This is a genomic window from Burkholderia sp. HI2714 (assembly GCF_002223085.1).
Classification (GTDB): domain Bacteria; phylum Pseudomonadota; class Gammaproteobacteria; order Burkholderiales; family Burkholderiaceae; genus Burkholderia; species Burkholderia lata_D.
In genome coordinates, this window is record NZ_NKFM01000011.1 from 66,185 (window position 1) to 81,930 (window position 15,746).

Consider the following 15,746-nt stretch of genomic DNA (forward strand, 5'->3'; position numbering starts at 1 on the left):
GAGAGCGTGCGAAGTTTTGTCTGTAAAATCGCGCGAGCAAAATCGAATGCTCGCGCCATCCGAGGGCGTGTCACAAGAAAAAAGGCCGTTCATGAACATGCAGAACACAATCGCCGCGTTGCGCGGCGGATTGCTTCAGCAGGACCGGTTGCTGAAGCTCGATACGCCATTGGGGGCCAACGTCCTGACCGTTCAGCGGGCAGTCGGTCGCTCACGTATCGGGCGCGCATACGAGTTCACGCTCGACGTGCTGTCGACCGACAGCGATGTGGAACTAAAAAAGCTGATCGCGCAGCCCGTCACGTTGTGGATCCAGCAGGGCGATCTCAGCTACCGGCCGATCAACGGCTACGTGCATACCGCGCGCCGGCTGGGCGCCGACGGCGGGCTCACGACCTATCAGCTCGCGTTCGCCGATTTCACCCACTTCCTGAGGTTTCGTCGCGATCAGCGGCTCTGGAACGATACGACCGTCGACCAGATCATCAGCGACGTGCTGAACCAGCATCCGCAGGCGCAGGGGCATTTCCGCTTCGCGCTGTCGAAGCCGCTGCCGAACCGGTCGTACACGCGCCAGCACGACACCGACTGGCATTTCGTGCATCGGCTGATGGAGAACGAGGGGCTCTACTGCGCATGGCAGCAGGCCGACGACGGCAAGTCGCACACGCTCGTGATCACCGACAACCTGCAGGCGTTCGCGCCGCTGTCGCCGGAAACCGTACGTTTTTATCGCGGCGACGCGGCCAGTGAACCCGACGCGTTCACGCAATGGTCGGGTACGCGCACGCTGCAGAGCGTGACACGTACGACGCGCACGTTCGACTACAAGAATCCTTCGCAGCCGTCGAACCCGAAAGGCACGTCGCTGCCGACGATGGGCGGCCAGGGCGAGTTGCCGGATCAACTCGAAGTCTACGAGTACACGGGCGCCTACACGTATCTCGACCAGACGCGCGGCGACCATCTGACGAAGGTCAAGATGGAGGAGTGGGAGTCGCGGGCGAAGCGTTTCCATGCCGCAGGCGGGGTGCGCGCGATCGACGCCGGCCGGCGCTTCACGCTGGCCGATCATCCCGAGCACGATCGTGATCCCGCCGATCAGCGCGAATTCGTCGCGATCGAGGTGGCGTGGTGGGTCGAGAACAATCTGCCTGTTGCAAGCGACAGCGCAGACTTTCCGTACAGCCTGCGCGAAGCGTTGACGCAGGCACAGGACAACTACGGTACCGATCCCGCGTTTCGCGTGCAGCACGACGACGGATCGGCCGGCTTCTATCTCGTCGAAGTCGAAGCGCAACGCGTAAGCGTGCCGTATCGCAGCCCGTTCGAGCATCACAAGCCGGAGATGCACCTCGAGACGGCGATCGTCGTCGGGCCGCAGGGCGAGGAAGTCTATACCGACGAGTTGAACCGGATCCGCGTGCAGTTCGTGTGGGACCGGTTGAATCCGGGCAACGAGAACGCGTCGTGCTGGGTGCGCGTCGTGCAGTCGGATACGGGCGGCGGCTACGGCGGCGTGCACGTGCCGCGTATCGGCGAGGAAGTGCTGATTGATTACGTCGGCGGCGACTGCGACCGGCCGCTGGCCGTCGGTCGCGTGTACAACGGCGCGAACCAGCCGCAGTGGCATACCGACGGGATCCTGTCGGGGTATCGGTCGAAGGAGTATTCCGGCAGCGGTTACAACCAGCTCGTGATGGACGACGCGACCGGGCAGAACCGCGTGCAGCTGATGAGCAGCAGCGCGAACAGCCTGCTGCATCTGGGCTACATCATCGACCAGAGCGGCAATTCGCGCGGGTCGTATCTCGGCAGCGGCTTCGACCTGCGCTCGGATGCGTATGGCGCGGTGCGGGCGAGCCAGGGCCTGTACGTGACGACGCACCCGAAGGCGGCGAACAGCCAGCCACTCGACGTGAAGGAAGCGCAGCAGCAGCTCGTGACGGGCGAAAGCCTCGTCGAGGCGATGTCGGGCGTGAGCGAGCAGCATCAGGCTGAAAGCATGAAGGACGCGCAGGACACGATGCGCGCGTTCACGGATGCGACGCAGGACAGCGCATCGGGCAGCGCGTCCGGCGGGCGCACGGCCGGCGGCGGCACGGGTAACGCGAATGCGTTCAAGGAGCCGGTGATGCTGTTCGGCAGCCCGTCGGGGATCGGGATGTCGACGCAGCAGTCCGTGCATGTGGTCGCGAACGATCACGTGAACGTGGCGAGTGGGCAGAGCGTGCACGTCGCGGCAGGCAAGTCGCTGATCGGGAGCATCGGGCAGAAGCTGAGCCTGTTCGTGCAGAACGCGGGGATGAAGCTGTTCGCGGGCAAGGGCAAGGTGGAGATCCAGGCGCAGTCGGACAACATCGAGGTGACCGCGCAGAAGGCGGTGAAGGTGGTGTCGGCGACGGACCGCATCGAGATCGCGGCCGATCAGGGGATTTTGCTGACGAGCGGTGGCGGGTATATCCGCATTCAAGGCGGGAACATCGAGATTCATACGCCGGGGGCGGTGGACGTGAAGGGTGCGTCGCATATGTTCGCGGGGCCGGCGAGCATGGGGTATCCGTTGCCGAGTCCGAGGCCGGATCAGCCGGGACAGTTGGAGTTGTTGCATACGTACGGGAACGGCCAACCGGTGAAGGGCGGTTTGTTCTCCGTGTTCGATGCGAATGGCGGGCTGTTGAAGAAAGGAGCGCTCGACAACAACGGGCACATGATCGTGAGCGGCCTGCCACCGGGGGCGGTGCAGGTGAAGTTCGGGGAGGATCCCCGCTCGCAGGATCAGCAGTCGAGCCGTTTCGACGTGGCGTCATGGCCGGCCAATCCGGCGCCGGCAGCAGGCGCCGCGGAAACCGCGCAGGCGCAGCTCGGCTCGTTTCTGCCGGCGGCAGGCGGTGCCGCCGGCGCGCTGACGGGCCTGGCCGGTGCGGCGACGCAAGGTGGCGCGGCGCTGGCGAAGGCCGCCGTTGGTCAAGGCATGGGCATGGCGCAGCAGGCGGTAAGCGGCATGTTGCCGGCGGGTGCGTCGAATGCACTGGGTGCGGCGAAAACGGTCGCGGGATTGGCGAGCTCGGCGTCGCAGGGCGGAGCCGCGTTGGCGAAGGCGGTGGCGGGCCAGGGCCTCGGTATCGCGCAGCAGGCTGCGGCCAATATGCTGCCGGCGGGGGCGCAGGCAGCGCTGTCGCAAGCGGGCCAGTTGAGTGCCGCCGCCCAGCAGGTCAGCGGTCTCGCGCAGACGGCGCGTAGCGCCGCAGCCGTGCTGAAAATGAGCTGAGCGTCGCCCCTTTCATCTATTCGAGAACAGAAAAATCATGACCGCTGCGGGCGTCCTTCAACCCAAACCTACCGATGTGTTCGTGTCTCCGATCATGAAGATCACGGAGGCCGATGTACAAGCTGGCATCGATTCATTCGACAAGTGGCTGATCAAGGTCAGCGGCGGCGTCGTCAACGTCGGCCGGCTGAAGACGGTCGCGGAGAACGTGCCGGTTCTGGCCAATATCTTTGCGGCAGTCGATGCGGTGCTCGATATCAAGGCGATGATCGAGCATGGCGACAAACCGATCGATATGTTCGACTGGGTCAACCTCGGTCTCGATCTGATCGGGGTCGTGCCGCTGCCGCCGGCCACCGCCGAGCTTCGGCTTGGCGCGCGGCCGGTGCTGAAGCTGATTCGACAGAAGGTCGTCGAGAGCGGCAAGGCAGCGGGGGAGGCTGCCATGCTGGCGCTGCGCGATTCGATCATCTCGGCGATGGTGGCGAACGTGCAGGAGCGTTACGCGGGCGAGATCGAGAAATTCCTGAAGGTGATACGTGACGGGCTGAAGGAACTGCTCGACCACTGCGCCAAATTCATCGGCGATCTGATGAAGGCGATTGCCGACGTGTTCGCACACGCGGCGGGGAAGAAGTACGAAGTCGGGCACAACGTGAAGTCGGCCGGGTCGCATCTGAAGGGTGTCGGGGCGGCTATCGTTGCGTATGACGGCAGGAAGGTTCTCGACAATATCGGGGGATTCCTCTCGGATATTCGCAAGGTCGAGGGGAAGATCGCTATCAACACGGTGACCTCGGCCGCCGATTTGATCGACCCGAATTCGACGAAGAAGCTGCAGCTCTTCGCTGACGATATCTACAAGCGGATTCCGACGGTCCAGAAGTGCATTCGCGAGCTCGATGGGAACGATGCGGGCAAGATCGGATGGATCATCACGATCGGTGAAGACGGCATGCGCAGCTGGCGCAAGCGCAATCCGAAGCCGCAGACGACGGGGATTCAGGAACACAAGACGGCGAAGGTCAATGAGACGCGTGCGCAGCATCGAATTGACGAGGTTCAAAAAACCACTGAAGCGCATCATCCGGGGCCGAATTGCTGCCTGACACATACCCCGGTGAAGACGCCACCTGTCGCCACCCCGCGATCAATCGGATTCGCGCTCGGCGACGAGCAAATCAATCACGAAGATTTCACGATCGACGGGCCGTTGCCCATTGCCTGGCAGCGTACCTATCGATCGTTCTTCGACGCGAACGACGAGCATGGCGAACTGGGCGCACGCTGGATTACGCCATATACGACTCGTTTCGATATTGCTGCGGACAAGCTCGTCTATCACGACGCCGCTGGACGAAGTATCGAATACCCGCTGCTCCGCGTCGGAAGTGCGCACGATGATCTTTCCGAGGGGCAAACGTTGTTGCGGCTGGACGAGCAGTGGCTGACGGTGACGCGCGGGCATGTGCTGCTCGAAGCGTACGAACGGCACGGCAACGTGTTCCGTCTCGCATTCGTCAAGGACCGTGCCGGCAATCAGGTGACGCTCGACTACGATGCGGAAGGGCGGTTGCATCGCCTGATTGCACCGCACGTTCAGGTTGCACTCCGACATGACGTGCGTGGGCGGATCGTAGGCGTTACTCATCATGATGCGCAGGGCGAATACATCGGCACACTTGCGAGCTACGAGTACGACGACCAGAACGATCTGATCGGGGCGATGGACCGCTACGGTAATCGCCGCGAATACCGTTATCGACACCACCTCGTGACGCGATATACCGATCGCACCGGCCGAGGTGTGAACCTCGAGTGGAACGGTGACGGGCCGAAGGCAAAATGCTTCCGCGAATACGCAGACGACGGCAGCGATGAGGTTCGCCTCGCGTGGCATCCGGACTTCCGGATGGTCAGCGTGACCGACGCGCTTGGCAATGTCACGCACCACTACTACGACAGCAAGGGCTATTCGTTCCGTGTGATTCATCCGGACGGTAGCGAAGAGTGGATGTACCGGGACGCGAACGACAAACTCGTTCAGTACATCCATCGTGACGGTACCGTCGAGCGCATGGAATACGATGCGCGCGGCAACTTCGTCCGCCATCAACGTACCGACGGCAGCGTGGTCGAGATGGCGTATGACCAGAAGGACCAGCTCGTCCGCGTGACCGATCCGCTTGGGCACCCGTGGCTGCGTGAATATGACGATGCGGGGAACATGGTTGCGGAGGTCGATCCGCTCGGCCACAAGACCGAGTACGCGTACGACGAGCGAGGGCTGCTTACCCGGATCAAGGATGCCAAGGGGGGCGCAAAAGCGCTGAAGTATGACGACGTCGGCCAGTTGATCAGCTATACCGACTGCTCGGGCAAGACATCGCAGTGGGCGTATGACGCCCAGGGTCGCCTCTCGGAAGCGAAAGATGCAGAGGGTGGGGTGACGGCATACCGTTATGGCGCGAATGGCCAGTTGATCGAAATCGTGTCGCCGGCGGGGCGCGAGCAGTTGAGCTACGACGCGGAAGGGCGTCTGCTGACCCATATTGATCCGCTGAACCGCAACACGCGTTACGGCTACGACGCGAGCGGGCGTATCAATATCCGCACCGATGCATTGGGGCAATCGCTGTCGTATCGCTATGACCGGCTCGGGCGGATCGTCGGGCTGACTGACCAGAATCACGCGAATTACACGTTCCGCTATGACGTCGCAGGCCGATTGATCGAGGAGATCGATTTCGACGGGAAGGCCACGCGCTATTCGTATGACGAGGCGAGTAGCCGTCTCGAGTCGGTCGACGAGGCGGGACAAGTCATGACGATGTCCCACGATCGCGGTGGACGGCTTGATGGCCGTTCGGTCGGCGAAGAGGCGGAGCGTTTCGCCTACGATCCGCTGGGACGATTGATCGAGGCCAGCAATCGATATAGCCGCGTTCAACGGTTCTTCGACCCGGTCGGCAATCTGGTGCGCGAGCATCACGCTTACGACCTGTTCGGCGCGAGCCGGAGTTTCGTGTGGCATCACCAGTACGACGAAATCGGCAACCGCATCAGAACGGTCCGGCCGGACGGCCATGCTGTCGACTGGCTCACGTATGGCTCGGGACACGTCCACGGGCTGATGCTGGACGGCAAGGAACTCGTTCAGATCGAGCGGGACGATCTGCATCGCGAGACATTACGTACCCTGCCGAGCAAGATCGATCAACACACTGCATACGATCGCGCAGGCAGGTTGGCGCAGCGCACGGTACAGCGTGCGAATGCACCCGCGCCGCTGGCAGAGCGTCGGTATCGCTACGACGCGGCCGGCCAGCTCGTGCAGATTGAAGACAATCGCAGAGGGTTGACGGACTATCGTTACGATCCGGTCGGACGGTTGCTGGAGTCGATTGGTCCGGCGGGCAAGGAGCGGTTCGCGTTCGATCCGGCGAGCAACATCATCGACCCGGCACGTGTTGAAGCGCCTCGCGTGGAGAGCCGGCCGAGTCCGGTACGTGCTACGGAGAGTACGTTGCCTGCGGAAGTGCCCAAGGTGTTGGGCAACTTGTTGAAGCAATACGCGGGGGAGCATTTCTCGTACGACGCGCGCGGCAATCTCGTTCATCGCAGATCGCCAGCGGGTGAGCAGCGTTACGAGTGGAACGCGTTCAATCGGATGACCGCAGCGACGGTTGACGAGGTCGCTCGCAGGAGCGAGTCGCGGTACTACTACGATGCGCTGGGCCGTCGGATTGCTAAAGAGGTGAACGGCGAGCGCACGGTGTTCGGGTGGGATGGCGATACGCTGGCGTATGAGAGTGGTGAGCAGGGCAGCACGCATTACCTTTACGAAGCGGGTTCGTTCGTGCCGATGGTGCAGTACGTGAGTGCATCGGTAGACGGGTTCGAGACGCCGTCACGCCGTGAGACCGATCGCTATGTACCGGAAGACGATCCGTTGCAACGGTTGCCGGAGCGGGTGGGTGAGGCGCACGCGTTCTATTACCACTGTGACCAGATCGGCACACCGCAATTGCTGACGGATGACGAAGGCGATGTGGTGTGGGAGGCGTCGTATAAGGCGTGGGGGGAGGCGCGGGAGGTGATCGCGCGGGCGTCGAAGGCGGCGGGGATTACTCCTAGAAGTCCACTGCGGTTCCAGGGGCAGCAATATGATGACGAAACGGGGCTGCACTATAACCGGCACAGGTATTACGATCCGGATAGAGGCCGGTTCGTGTCGAAAGATCCGATTGGGCTTACCGGTGGCGTCAACGTCTATCAATATGCGCCTAACCCGGTGCAATGGATCGATCCGCTGGGGCTTTCCACTTGCCCGTTGTCACTCAATCCGAGGCGATTGCAGTCTCGTCAAGGGCCTAGTGAAATGACGGGGAATAAACTTAAGCGGTACACGTCAGCGATGCGCTCGCAAGGGGGCTACGGAACATTTCCACCCATTGAAGCGGCAGATGTTGGAGATGGCCAGCTCGTGATCGTTGATGGTCACCATCGTGCAGAAGCTGCCATTAAAGCGGGGATTCCCGAGGTCCCAGTTAATGTGACCACAGTATCCCCTGAGGTGGCCGAGCAGCTCAAAGATGAAGCTGCAATGGCCAAAGCGGAAAGGATGGAGCGATGTCATTACTAATTCACGAGTCGTTCTCGAATTTGTTGCATGAATACGTTGCTTTGCAATCGGCGTTGCAAGACGAGCTTATTAAGAGTCATGCGGCAGTCAAGGATTGGGTGTATTTGACAGACTTGCCTCGGCACGGGTGCGTCACTGCCTCAGGCGTGATGTGGAATTATTCGCGACACGGTCTAGGGGTGAGATTTGAAGGTGAGAATTCGATCGTTGTCGAAATTCACAATCATATTTTGGAAAAAAACATCGTTGATGCTTACAGGGTAAGTGAGTATGTTGCATCGAAATATGAAATGGAGGATGAGCCTGATCTCTTCTCGGAATGTGAGGAAAGTCTCAAGGACGCCGAGCGTATGGGGATTGTTGTGAAATCGGATTTTGACCAAAGAGTCTGGAGGCTGGCTTGATGGATAGAGGGTACGATCTTGGTTTCAGCGGGCGTCAAACGAGGAATTTGACTGTGAGCAACCCAACCGGCAATAACCGCTGGTGGGTCTGTCAGTAATTTCGCGTTCAAGGCATGACGTGCTCCTAAGGATGATGTATGCCTCGCAAACTGAAAGAATCCCAACGCGCCTTGAGCACGGAAATCCTGACATTTCCGATTCCTCAACAAGAATTCGATTGGCCTTGCGGGTGGCATCAATGAATTAAAATATTGAAAATGAAGAGCATCCGAGTGCGATTTACATGCGTTAGTGGAACAAAGGGCTGCATTTGCAGCCCTTTGTTCATTCTGTCGATATTTTACTGGTTCTGAAGTCGGATCAGAGCATTGATGCCGCACTCGACTCCTGAAAGACTGTGGCCCGAGGCAGGTTTCGCGCCGCTCGTCATTAATCCCGTATATCTATCAGGAGCCTAATGAAATGGACTTCAGATTCTTCGCGAATATCGTGACCTACACGTTCGATAAGGGCATCCACATCGTCGGCCTCGCGGACCACGACCCTCCGTCCAGCTACGTAATCCTGCAGCGCGGAACCGAAGACGACGAACAGGACGAGGCGCTCGGTCTCGACACCTACTACATGGAAGTCGGTGAAGATGGCGTGGCCGGATACGGTGGCGTCGCGTCGGTTTCACTGCAGGGAGAAATACTCAACATCGAACTGTCTCGCGATTCCGCATGGCCGGAGGGGCTGGCGTTGGTGACGATCGTTGTGCGTGCAATCGACCGGCTCGAAGTCCTGAAGCAGGGGCTGATGGCGATCTTCGCGAGTCAGGCGATCACGCTGCGCCTCGATTGATTTGCGGCCGAGCATCAGGCGACAACGGTCGCAGGACCAACCTCATGCGTGCGGAATGGGCATAATCACGGCTCGCCGACACGAGCGCAGCGGCACGTGCACATCCTCGCTCCCGTCACACGCTATGCCGGTACATTTACCCTAGTTATCACCGCAATCTCCATGTCAACCACCCCCGCGACCGAAGTGTCGCTGAAACACATTCTCGAACGCCCGGGCGATTTCTCCGGATGGCTCTATCTCCCTCCGATGCCGTGGACGCTCGACACGGAAGGCGTGTTCTCCGAAGACACCAAGGATGCCGACGACGACGCTGTACCTGCCATCGCGAATCAACCCGGCTGGCGGATCACCTTGGACAGCGCGACGATCGAGGACATCGTGATCAACGCCCACGACCAGGTTGACGAACCGAGCGTTGTGCAATTGCTCGACGCGTTCGTCTTCTACGTAGAGAACGATGCATTTATCCTGTTCTAACGAGACGTGAACAGAACGACGGGACGGCACTCCGCTCCCGTACTTCGTCCGACATGCCGTCACCCGATGGGAATCGGTGACGTGCGGTTTTTTGGCGAGAAAGCGATGACGATCCCCGACGACGTGCGCATCTATTTGTCGAAACAGAGCGGTAACGTCGAACGTGACGACCCACGGGGCGTCCTCAACGCGCTCGACCGTCTCGGGATCGAACACGACACCGAATTCGCGGCTTTCTATCTCGCGTACCAGGGTCCATTCGTCAGCCCGCGTCCAGTTGCCGAGTTGTGGGATCTGCTCGATTGCTCGGGTATCGTCGCGTCGCTCGATTACGTGCGGGATCGATACGGGTTTCCCGATCACCTGTTGCCGCTGACGTCGGATGAAAGCGAGGGCATGTACTTGTACGATGCGCTGTCCGGTGCGGTTCACGATTACGATTTGGCCGCACATTCGCACTTCATGGCCGGCAAAATCGACGCACGCTGGGCCTCGTTCTCGGCATTCCTGAAGTGGTATTTTGACGATGCGGCGTGAACGTCGGATCGGCGAGAATCGATGCGTATTCGATGCGATACCGGCATCGTTCGCAATCGATTCGGCAAGGCGCGAAGTCAACAGGAGGCACGATGCGCGATCGGGATCTGAAGCAGTTCGTCGTCGAAATTCGTGACACGGTCGATGCGCACGCAAGCATTGGCGCACGTGCGCCCGACAATGCAACGCACGCGAGATCCCTCTCCGTCAGCTCTGAAACGGCCGCATGGTTCAACGCCCTCGACAATGTCGACCTGTCGATTCCCTGGACCGCTGATGACCTCCTGTTATACGGCAACCAGGCGAGCCTCACGATCGGGCAGACCGGTTATCGTGTCGACGCATCGGGCCGTCGGCTGTCCGGATGGCACGACGACTGGATCGTGCTGGGTCAGATGGGCGGCGATCCCGTTATCGTCGTGCCGAACGGCGATGTGCTGTTCGACCGCCACGGCGCGGGCGCCTGGACACCATTGCGCGTCGCTCCATCCGTCACGCATTTCGCCCACGTGTTGTGGATCTGGTGCGATCTGTACGTCGGAAAGTATTCGCGCGATATCTTCGACGACACGTTTGAGATCCGTCCAGCATTCCTTGAGGAGATCCAGTCGAGGATAGGCGAGGCGCTGCCGGATGCGGACGCGGCGGTTTTTATGAAGATGATCGAGGGGTGATTGCAGGCGAGTAGTGTCAGGAAATTAGATGGCCACGACACCGATAGCCTTGCGGACACCAGTTGTTGTCCGGAACCCGATCCCACGCGCGGCGAGAATGAAATGCACAACTACGACCAAGAGTACGACCTGATCTACATCTACGCAGGCAGCTCCGGCGACGCACCTGTTCACGAAGAGCTTCCCGCGCGCCAGGTCGAGCCGGGTGTTTACAAACTCCTAGCGTCACCCGGTCTCACGTTGAATCTCGCGAAGGGCGATCTCGTCCGCATTGACGCGCCCAATCGTCCTGCCACGGTACTGAAACGAGGCGGAAACTACTGCATCCAGATCTACGGCGACGCGATCCCGGATCACGAGATCGATCGGCTTGCGAGCGAGGTCGCATCCGAACTGAACGGCACGCTCGACGGTCGCCATGGTGGCTCGCTTGCGCTATCGGTGCCGTCCAGGGCGGGTGGCGAGAGAATTCGCACCGTATTCGACGGCGTTACGGAACGAACCCGCCTCGGTTGGTATTACGCCAATATCTACCGGAACTTCGAGGATCCGCAGGACGAAACGCTGCTCGACTGGTGGCTCGATCGATAGCGAGGTCGGGCATCAACACGTGCTCCTCGCCGAACGTGACTACAAGCGCTCGTTGCCAGGCATGTGCTTACGCACGATTTGAGGTATGGGATGCAACGAACTGTAGTCGCAAAGGTCCGTCGACGATGAACAAGACCCGTGTTTGGCCCAGTGGAGATGGCAAGCCCGTCTGCATGCTCGGATTCGACCATTCTGAATTCTCGGTGCGGACCGGGCTTCCATTCGAAAAGGGCGCCGACGATCTGGACGAATACTTTGCCGGCATGCTGCTCGACGACAGAGTCGGGCCCATGCAGTTCATGTATTACGTCAACGCCCCGATAAAAGGTGTGGTCGTCAGTGTCGATTCGCAGGTGAAAACGGCGCATGCTGTAGACGTTGTGAAGAAGCGGTTCGGTTTGACTGATTCCGATTTCCAGTGGATTACGAGTAATGAGTAGCGGATCGGGTCGAGGACAACGCGCCGAACGTCGCTCGGCCAACGTTATCCGTCCGTTTGAGCAAGCGGTGGAAGGCCATCGAATGCGAACCGCGAAAGTGATCGAGGAAACCTACATCTGCAACCGCTCGCACGTGACGGAAGTGCGATGCGACAGCGTCGCGCAAGCCATCGCGGCAGTCGACTGGCTGAACGGTCGCGATCGCTCGACAGTCGCATTCGAGTCGAGCGATGGCGTGGTGATGACGATTGGCGGAGGTAACGACGGGCGGTATGTCGTATTTATCGCATCGAGCCTCGATGCCGTGTTGCTGAACCTGACGACACCCGAGGCACCGATGGAAGAAACGATCGAACTCGTTGCCGGCGGCCAGCGCGGCAGCTACCCGGCGCGGGAATGTGTGGATCGCGTGAAGGCAGCGAAAGCAGTCGCCTATTTCGTATCGTCCGGCCGGGCCGATCCACAGCTATGCTGGCAAGCTGGTTAGTGCCCCACAGGACGGGAAGAGCATGACGAACATGACAGACGATCCGGTTGGCCTGCGTGCCCGTCAGGAAGCCATTTGTGCGCGATACAACCTGCCTGTCGTCGAACCTGAGGACATGGTTGCCGTCGCCATGTCGACGCTCGGGAAAGCACCCGTCCATGGCACGCGCATCACGCTGTCCGAAGGACGGAACGTGAGCTGGTTTTTTCATTGTGGCGAATACTCGGATGCCGACGATTTTTATCAGCCGCTGCATGCCACGCATTTGCCTCAATTCCTGCCGCTGGTCGTGCCTTATTTGATGCTGCCGGCCGGCGTACGTTTCATCATCGACGACACCGGCTATGAGGACATCTGGATGGATCATCCCGGCAACGAGGCGTCGCAGTGAGTGCGCGGCAAACCCTCCGCAAGGCATTGATGCTGCTCGATCGTGGCATGACGGATCGCGGCGAAGCGGCGCTGTGTCACGCGCTGGCCGAGGCCGAGCAGGAAGGCGATCGCGTTGCGCTCGCGCAGTCGCTCGTCGCCCTTGGGGAGCTGATGTGTGAAACGTCACGTGGTGTATCGGCACGGCCGTTCCTGGAGCGGGCGCTTGCGGCAGCAAGCGATACCGATGTCGGCACGCTGGCGATCGAGCGTGACAAGGCAGAACAGCTGCTGGCGCGTATCGAGTGCGAACGTATCGGATGGCGGATTCGTGGCCCGGAAGATTTCAAGAATAGAACCTTCCAGCTGGCCGAATTCATTGCCGTTGTCCGTGCAAAGGCGGAGCGGCGGGCGGGCTACGATCCTGCATGGCTATATGATGTTTACGGAAAGGACGGTGACGCGGAGCTGTGTCCGCAACAGACGATTTTCATCGGCGATACGGTACAGGTCGACGATGAGGATCGCGAGATCTACCCCGAGAGGGTCACCGAACTTGGTTACGTATTCCAGTACGCGTGCGAGCACTTTCAGGACGTCGTCGATCTGGCCTATCGTCAGAAACCGGACGCATCGATCGAGGAGGTCGTTCGCTGCCTCAATCATTTCGATCGCTACGACGACTTCCTCGATCTGGGCCCGAACGGCATGAAGTCGCAAGCATGACTAAACCGGATGCCGCAATAAAAAAGGACCGCTCGGCGGTCCTTTTTTATTGCGAAGCGTTGCCCGAACAACCGGGCCCCCTCAAGGCAACGAAATCGTCAAATTAGCCGACTCCGGCCCGACCTTGATCACCTGCGAATAAGGCGCCAGCGCCTGCAGCGTCTTGTCCTTCAGATACGTATTCAGCCCGAGATACCCAAGCAGCGCAACCAGCGCAAAAACCGCCCCAATCGCCCAAACCGGCACCTCACGCTTGAGTCGATGCGCGATCTGATCCGGCAGCGGCCAATGCGGCGCAAACGCCGCCCGCTTGCCCTTCATATGCGCGATCTCATCCCCCAGCCGCGCGGTGAGGTAAGCCAGCTTCTCCGGCCCTTCCAGCAGATACTTCCCCTGGAACCCGAGCAGCAGGCACATATGAAACACCTCGAGCGACTGCAGCCGCGCCGCACCCTGCGCGCGACATTCCTCGAGATACTGGTAGAACTTCTCGCCCGCGAGCTGCTCGCCGAACAGCACGAGCTGCAGCGGCCGGCGTTCCCAGTCCGTGCGGATCTTGAACTGCGACGACAGCACCATCTCGTCGATCGCCGCGCAGAACGCGAACTTCGCGCCGTACACGTCTTCAGCGGCGATATTCAGCTTCTTCGCGCCGCGCTCGAAGTCCGACAGGAATTCCTGGATGCGCGTGCTGAACTCGCCCGCGCTCTCCGGCTCCCGCCCGTTCTTGAGCAGGAACAGCATGAAGAACCCGTCGTAAAGCAGGTCGAGCAGCGAACGGGCCTGGAACGAGGCGTCGGTCGACGCCGGCGTATGCAGGGGGGCCGGCGCGTTGTCGCCGAACAGGGAAGGCGCGTAGCTCATGATGTGACCGCGATCAGTTCGAATTTCAGGTCATTGATGCCAGTCGGCGCGTAGATCATCGCGGACTGGGCCTGCAGCATGCGCTCGTACAGCGGGCTACGCGAATCGAGCGCGAAGTAGCACGCGCCGGGGCGCACCGGAATCGCGGGCGGCACCTGCGGCGTGTACGAGAGCCGCACGCCGGGCATGGCCGACAGCACGAGCTTGTCGACGTCGTCGGGCGCACCGACCTTGAAGCGGGCCGGCACCGCATCGACGAGCTCGACGCTCGGCATGTCCGCGGACACCGCCAGGTAGAACTCGGTCTTGTCATCGATCTTGCCGGAATCGAGGCGGCCGAGGTGGAACGACGGGCGCACCTCGTCGAGCGTGATCGCGAAGTAGCGCGTCGAGATCACGGTGTCGAGCAGCTCGCGCAGCATCAGGTCGAGACGCGCGAAGCTCGGGCCCGGATCGTCATGGCGGTACACCGGCAAATCAGCCAGCGTATAGCCCTTCGAGAACGTCATCAGTTGGCCTGCGAGGCGCAGCAGTTCCTGGAACAGCCGCTCCGGATGCAGCGCCGAATGCTGGTGCAGGTGCGCGAGCGTCGCGAACGCGGCGTTCGCGGTGTGCAGCAGCCAGAACGACGCGATGTCGCCCGAGCGGAACTCGATGATGTTCTTCGACGGCTCGCGGTGGAAGCCGTACAGCGCGTTCACCTTCGCCTGCAGCGCGTCGACGAGCTGGCGCAGCCGCTGGTGGAGGATCGGCGACGCGTCGATCGCGAGGCACGGCGGCACGAAGCTGTCGTCGATCTCGAAACCGGACGTCGCGGTGCGGCGCACGCGCACGAGCGGCACCGACAGCAGCTGGTCGCGCGGTTCGCTGTGCGCGATCAGCTTGACCTGCGTCTTCAGGAACGTGATGTCGGCTTCGGCGGCGTCGGTGAAGTTGTCGCCGACGCTCGCCTGCTCGCTGACGAAGCGCGTCATGAAGCCGGCGGCCGGATCGTCGCTGTAGTTGGTGCCGTTCTCGCGCAGCGGGTGCAGCGCAAGATAGAACACGAATTCGTTGATGCCGTCAGGCAGCGTGTCCAGCGCGATCGGCGGCGGCAGGTCGTCGGCCTGCGGCGCGGCATACAGCGCGCCGTCCGGGAACACGAGCGCAAGCTCGGCCACCCGCAGCACGTTGCTGCCGAGCGCATCGCGGTCGATGCGCACCGAGCGCACGCCCCAGTTGTACGGCTGGATCGCCTGGATCGATTCGAACAGGCGCGCTTCGTGGTACGCGTCCTGTCGCTGAAAGTGTTGAGGCCGGAGGAACAGCCCTTCCCCCCACAGCACCTTGGCCGAATAACTCATGTCAAATCCGGTTAATGTCGCGTTGCGATGTAATCGATTTGTTCGTGCCCGAATTAAATCGCCAATTGTTAA

At 60.8% G+C, this 15,746-nt stretch carries 14 protein-coding genes; 12 read left to right on the forward strand and 2 right to left on the reverse strand.

The genetic code is table 11. The annotated features are described in order from the left end of the window. Nucleotides 1–91: 91 nt before the first annotated feature. The 12 genes from tssI to CFB82_RS43870 all read left to right on the forward strand — a co-directional run bounded on the left by tssI (nt 92) and on the right by CFB82_RS43870 (nt 13,467). Entirely contained in the window at nt 92–3,271 is a 3,180-nt protein-coding gene (gene tssI / locus CFB82_RS02370; protein WP_089483334.1) for a type VI secretion system Vgr family protein, read from the forward strand. Nucleotides 3,272–3,308: 37 nt separating this feature from the next. Further along, complete coding sequence (locus CFB82_RS02375) at nt 3,309–7,916, forward strand: RHS repeat-associated core domain-containing protein (protein WP_089483335.1); 4,608 nt, start codon at nt 3,309–3,311, stop codon at nt 7,914–7,916. Then, nucleotides 7,904–8,320: a DUF6896 domain-containing protein gene (locus tag CFB82_RS41900; RefSeq protein ID WP_143750867.1), complete on the forward strand. Its 417-nt coding sequence runs from the start codon at nt 7,904–7,906 to the stop codon at nt 8,318–8,320. The genes CFB82_RS02375 and CFB82_RS41900 overlap by 13 nt, the downstream gene beginning before the upstream one ends. Before the next feature lie 462 nt (nt 8,321–8,782). Next, on the forward strand, nt 8,783–9,163 hold the full coding sequence (locus CFB82_RS02380; RefSeq protein WP_089483336.1) for an Imm10 family immunity protein: 381 nt from the start codon (nt 8,783–8,785) through the stop codon (nt 9,161–9,163). A 162-nt stretch (nt 9,164–9,325) separates the two neighbouring features. Next, nucleotides 9,326–9,643, forward strand: coding sequence for a DUF7716 domain-containing protein (locus CFB82_RS02385; protein ID WP_089483337.1), 318 nt, complete (start codon nt 9,326–9,328; stop codon nt 9,641–9,643). A gap of 6 nt (nt 9,644–9,649) precedes the next feature. After that, a complete protein-coding gene (locus CFB82_RS02390) occupies nt 9,650–10,180 on the forward strand; it encodes a hypothetical protein (protein ID WP_143750868.1) in 531 nt (176 codons plus the stop codon). Nucleotides 10,181–10,272: 92 nt separating this feature from the next. Beyond that, the gene (locus CFB82_RS02395) at nt 10,273–10,854 is read left to right on the forward strand and encodes a hypothetical protein (protein WP_089483339.1); all 582 of its coding nucleotides are present in this window, start codon (nt 10,273–10,275) and stop codon (nt 10,852–10,854) included. 102 nt (nt 10,855–10,956) lie between these two features. After that, nucleotides 10,957–11,445 (forward strand): DUF4265 domain-containing protein, encoded by a 489-nt coding sequence (locus tag CFB82_RS02400; RefSeq protein WP_089483340.1) that lies wholly within the window; start codon nt 10,957–10,959, stop codon nt 11,443–11,445. Nucleotides 11,446–11,570: 125 nt separating this feature from the next. Continuing rightward, complete coding sequence (locus tag CFB82_RS02405) at nt 11,571–11,885, forward strand: hypothetical protein (protein ID WP_143750869.1); 315 nt, start codon at nt 11,571–11,573, stop codon at nt 11,883–11,885. Next, on the forward strand, nt 11,878–12,372 hold the full coding sequence (locus tag CFB82_RS02410) for an Imm1 family immunity protein (protein WP_089483342.1): 495 nt from the start codon (nt 11,878–11,880) through the stop codon (nt 12,370–12,372). The genes CFB82_RS02405 and CFB82_RS02410 overlap by 8 nt, the downstream gene beginning before the upstream one ends. 22 nt (nt 12,373–12,394) lie before the next feature. Further along, entirely contained in the window at nt 12,395–12,763 is a 369-nt protein-coding gene (locus CFB82_RS02415) for an immunity protein Imm33 domain-containing protein (RefSeq protein WP_256990272.1), read from the forward strand. Next, a complete protein-coding gene (locus CFB82_RS43870) occupies nt 12,760–13,467 on the forward strand; it encodes a DUF7716 domain-containing protein (protein ID WP_256990273.1) in 708 nt (235 codons plus the stop codon). The genes CFB82_RS02415 and CFB82_RS43870 overlap by 4 nt, the downstream gene beginning before the upstream one ends. An 81-nt stretch (nt 13,468–13,548) precedes the next feature. Here CFB82_RS43870 and icmH read toward each other — a convergent pair whose 3' ends face one another. Both icmH and tssK read right to left on the reverse strand, forming a co-directional pair. Next, nucleotides 13,549–14,331 carry a type IVB secretion system protein IcmH/DotU gene (gene icmH / locus CFB82_RS02425; protein ID WP_089444849.1) on the reverse strand — a complete coding sequence of 261 codons (783 nt, stop codon included), beginning with the start codon at nt 14,329–14,331 and terminating at the stop codon, nt 13,549–13,551. Next, nucleotides 14,328–15,674 carry a type VI secretion system baseplate subunit TssK gene (gene tssK / locus CFB82_RS02430; protein WP_069246988.1) on the reverse strand — a complete coding sequence of 449 codons (1,347 nt, stop codon included), beginning with the start codon at nt 15,672–15,674 and terminating at the stop codon, nt 14,328–14,330. The genes icmH and tssK overlap by 4 nt, the downstream gene beginning before the upstream one ends. Nucleotides 15,675–15,746: the final 72 nt, after the last annotated feature.

Coding starts and splice junctions, on each gene's coding strand:
- tssI (WP_089483334.1), top strand. CDS start 92: ATGAACATGCAGAACACAATCGCCGCGTTGCGCGGCGGATTGCTTCAG.
- CFB82_RS02375 (WP_089483335.1), top strand. CDS start 3,309: ATGACCGCTGCGGGCGTCCTTCAACCCAAACCTACCGATGTGTTCGTG.
- CFB82_RS41900 (WP_143750867.1), top strand. CDS start 7,904: ATGTCATTACTAATTCACGAGTCGTTCTCGAATTTGTTGCATGAATAC.
- CFB82_RS02380 (WP_089483336.1), top strand. CDS start 8,783: ATGGACTTCAGATTCTTCGCGAATATCGTGACCTACACGTTCGATAAG.
- CFB82_RS02385 (WP_089483337.1), top strand. CDS start 9,326: ATGTCAACCACCCCCGCGACCGAAGTGTCGCTGAAACACATTCTCGAA.
- CFB82_RS02395 (WP_089483339.1), top strand. CDS start 10,273: ATGCGCGATCGGGATCTGAAGCAGTTCGTCGTCGAAATTCGTGACACG.
- CFB82_RS02400 (WP_089483340.1), top strand. CDS start 10,957: ATGCACAACTACGACCAAGAGTACGACCTGATCTACATCTACGCAGGC.
- CFB82_RS02405 (WP_143750869.1), top strand. CDS start 11,571: ATGAACAAGACCCGTGTTTGGCCCAGTGGAGATGGCAAGCCCGTCTGC.
- CFB82_RS02410 (WP_089483342.1), top strand. CDS start 11,878: ATGAGTAGCGGATCGGGTCGAGGACAACGCGCCGAACGTCGCTCGGCC.
- CFB82_RS02415 (WP_256990272.1), top strand. CDS start 12,395: ATGACGAACATGACAGACGATCCGGTTGGCCTGCGTGCCCGTCAGGAA.
- icmH (WP_089444849.1), bottom strand. CDS start 14,331: ATGAGCTACGCGCCTTCCCTGTTCGGCGACAACGCGCCGGCCCCCCTG.
- tssK (WP_069246988.1), bottom strand. CDS start 15,674: ATGAGTTATTCGGCCAAGGTGCTGTGGGGGGAAGGGCTGTTCCTCCGG.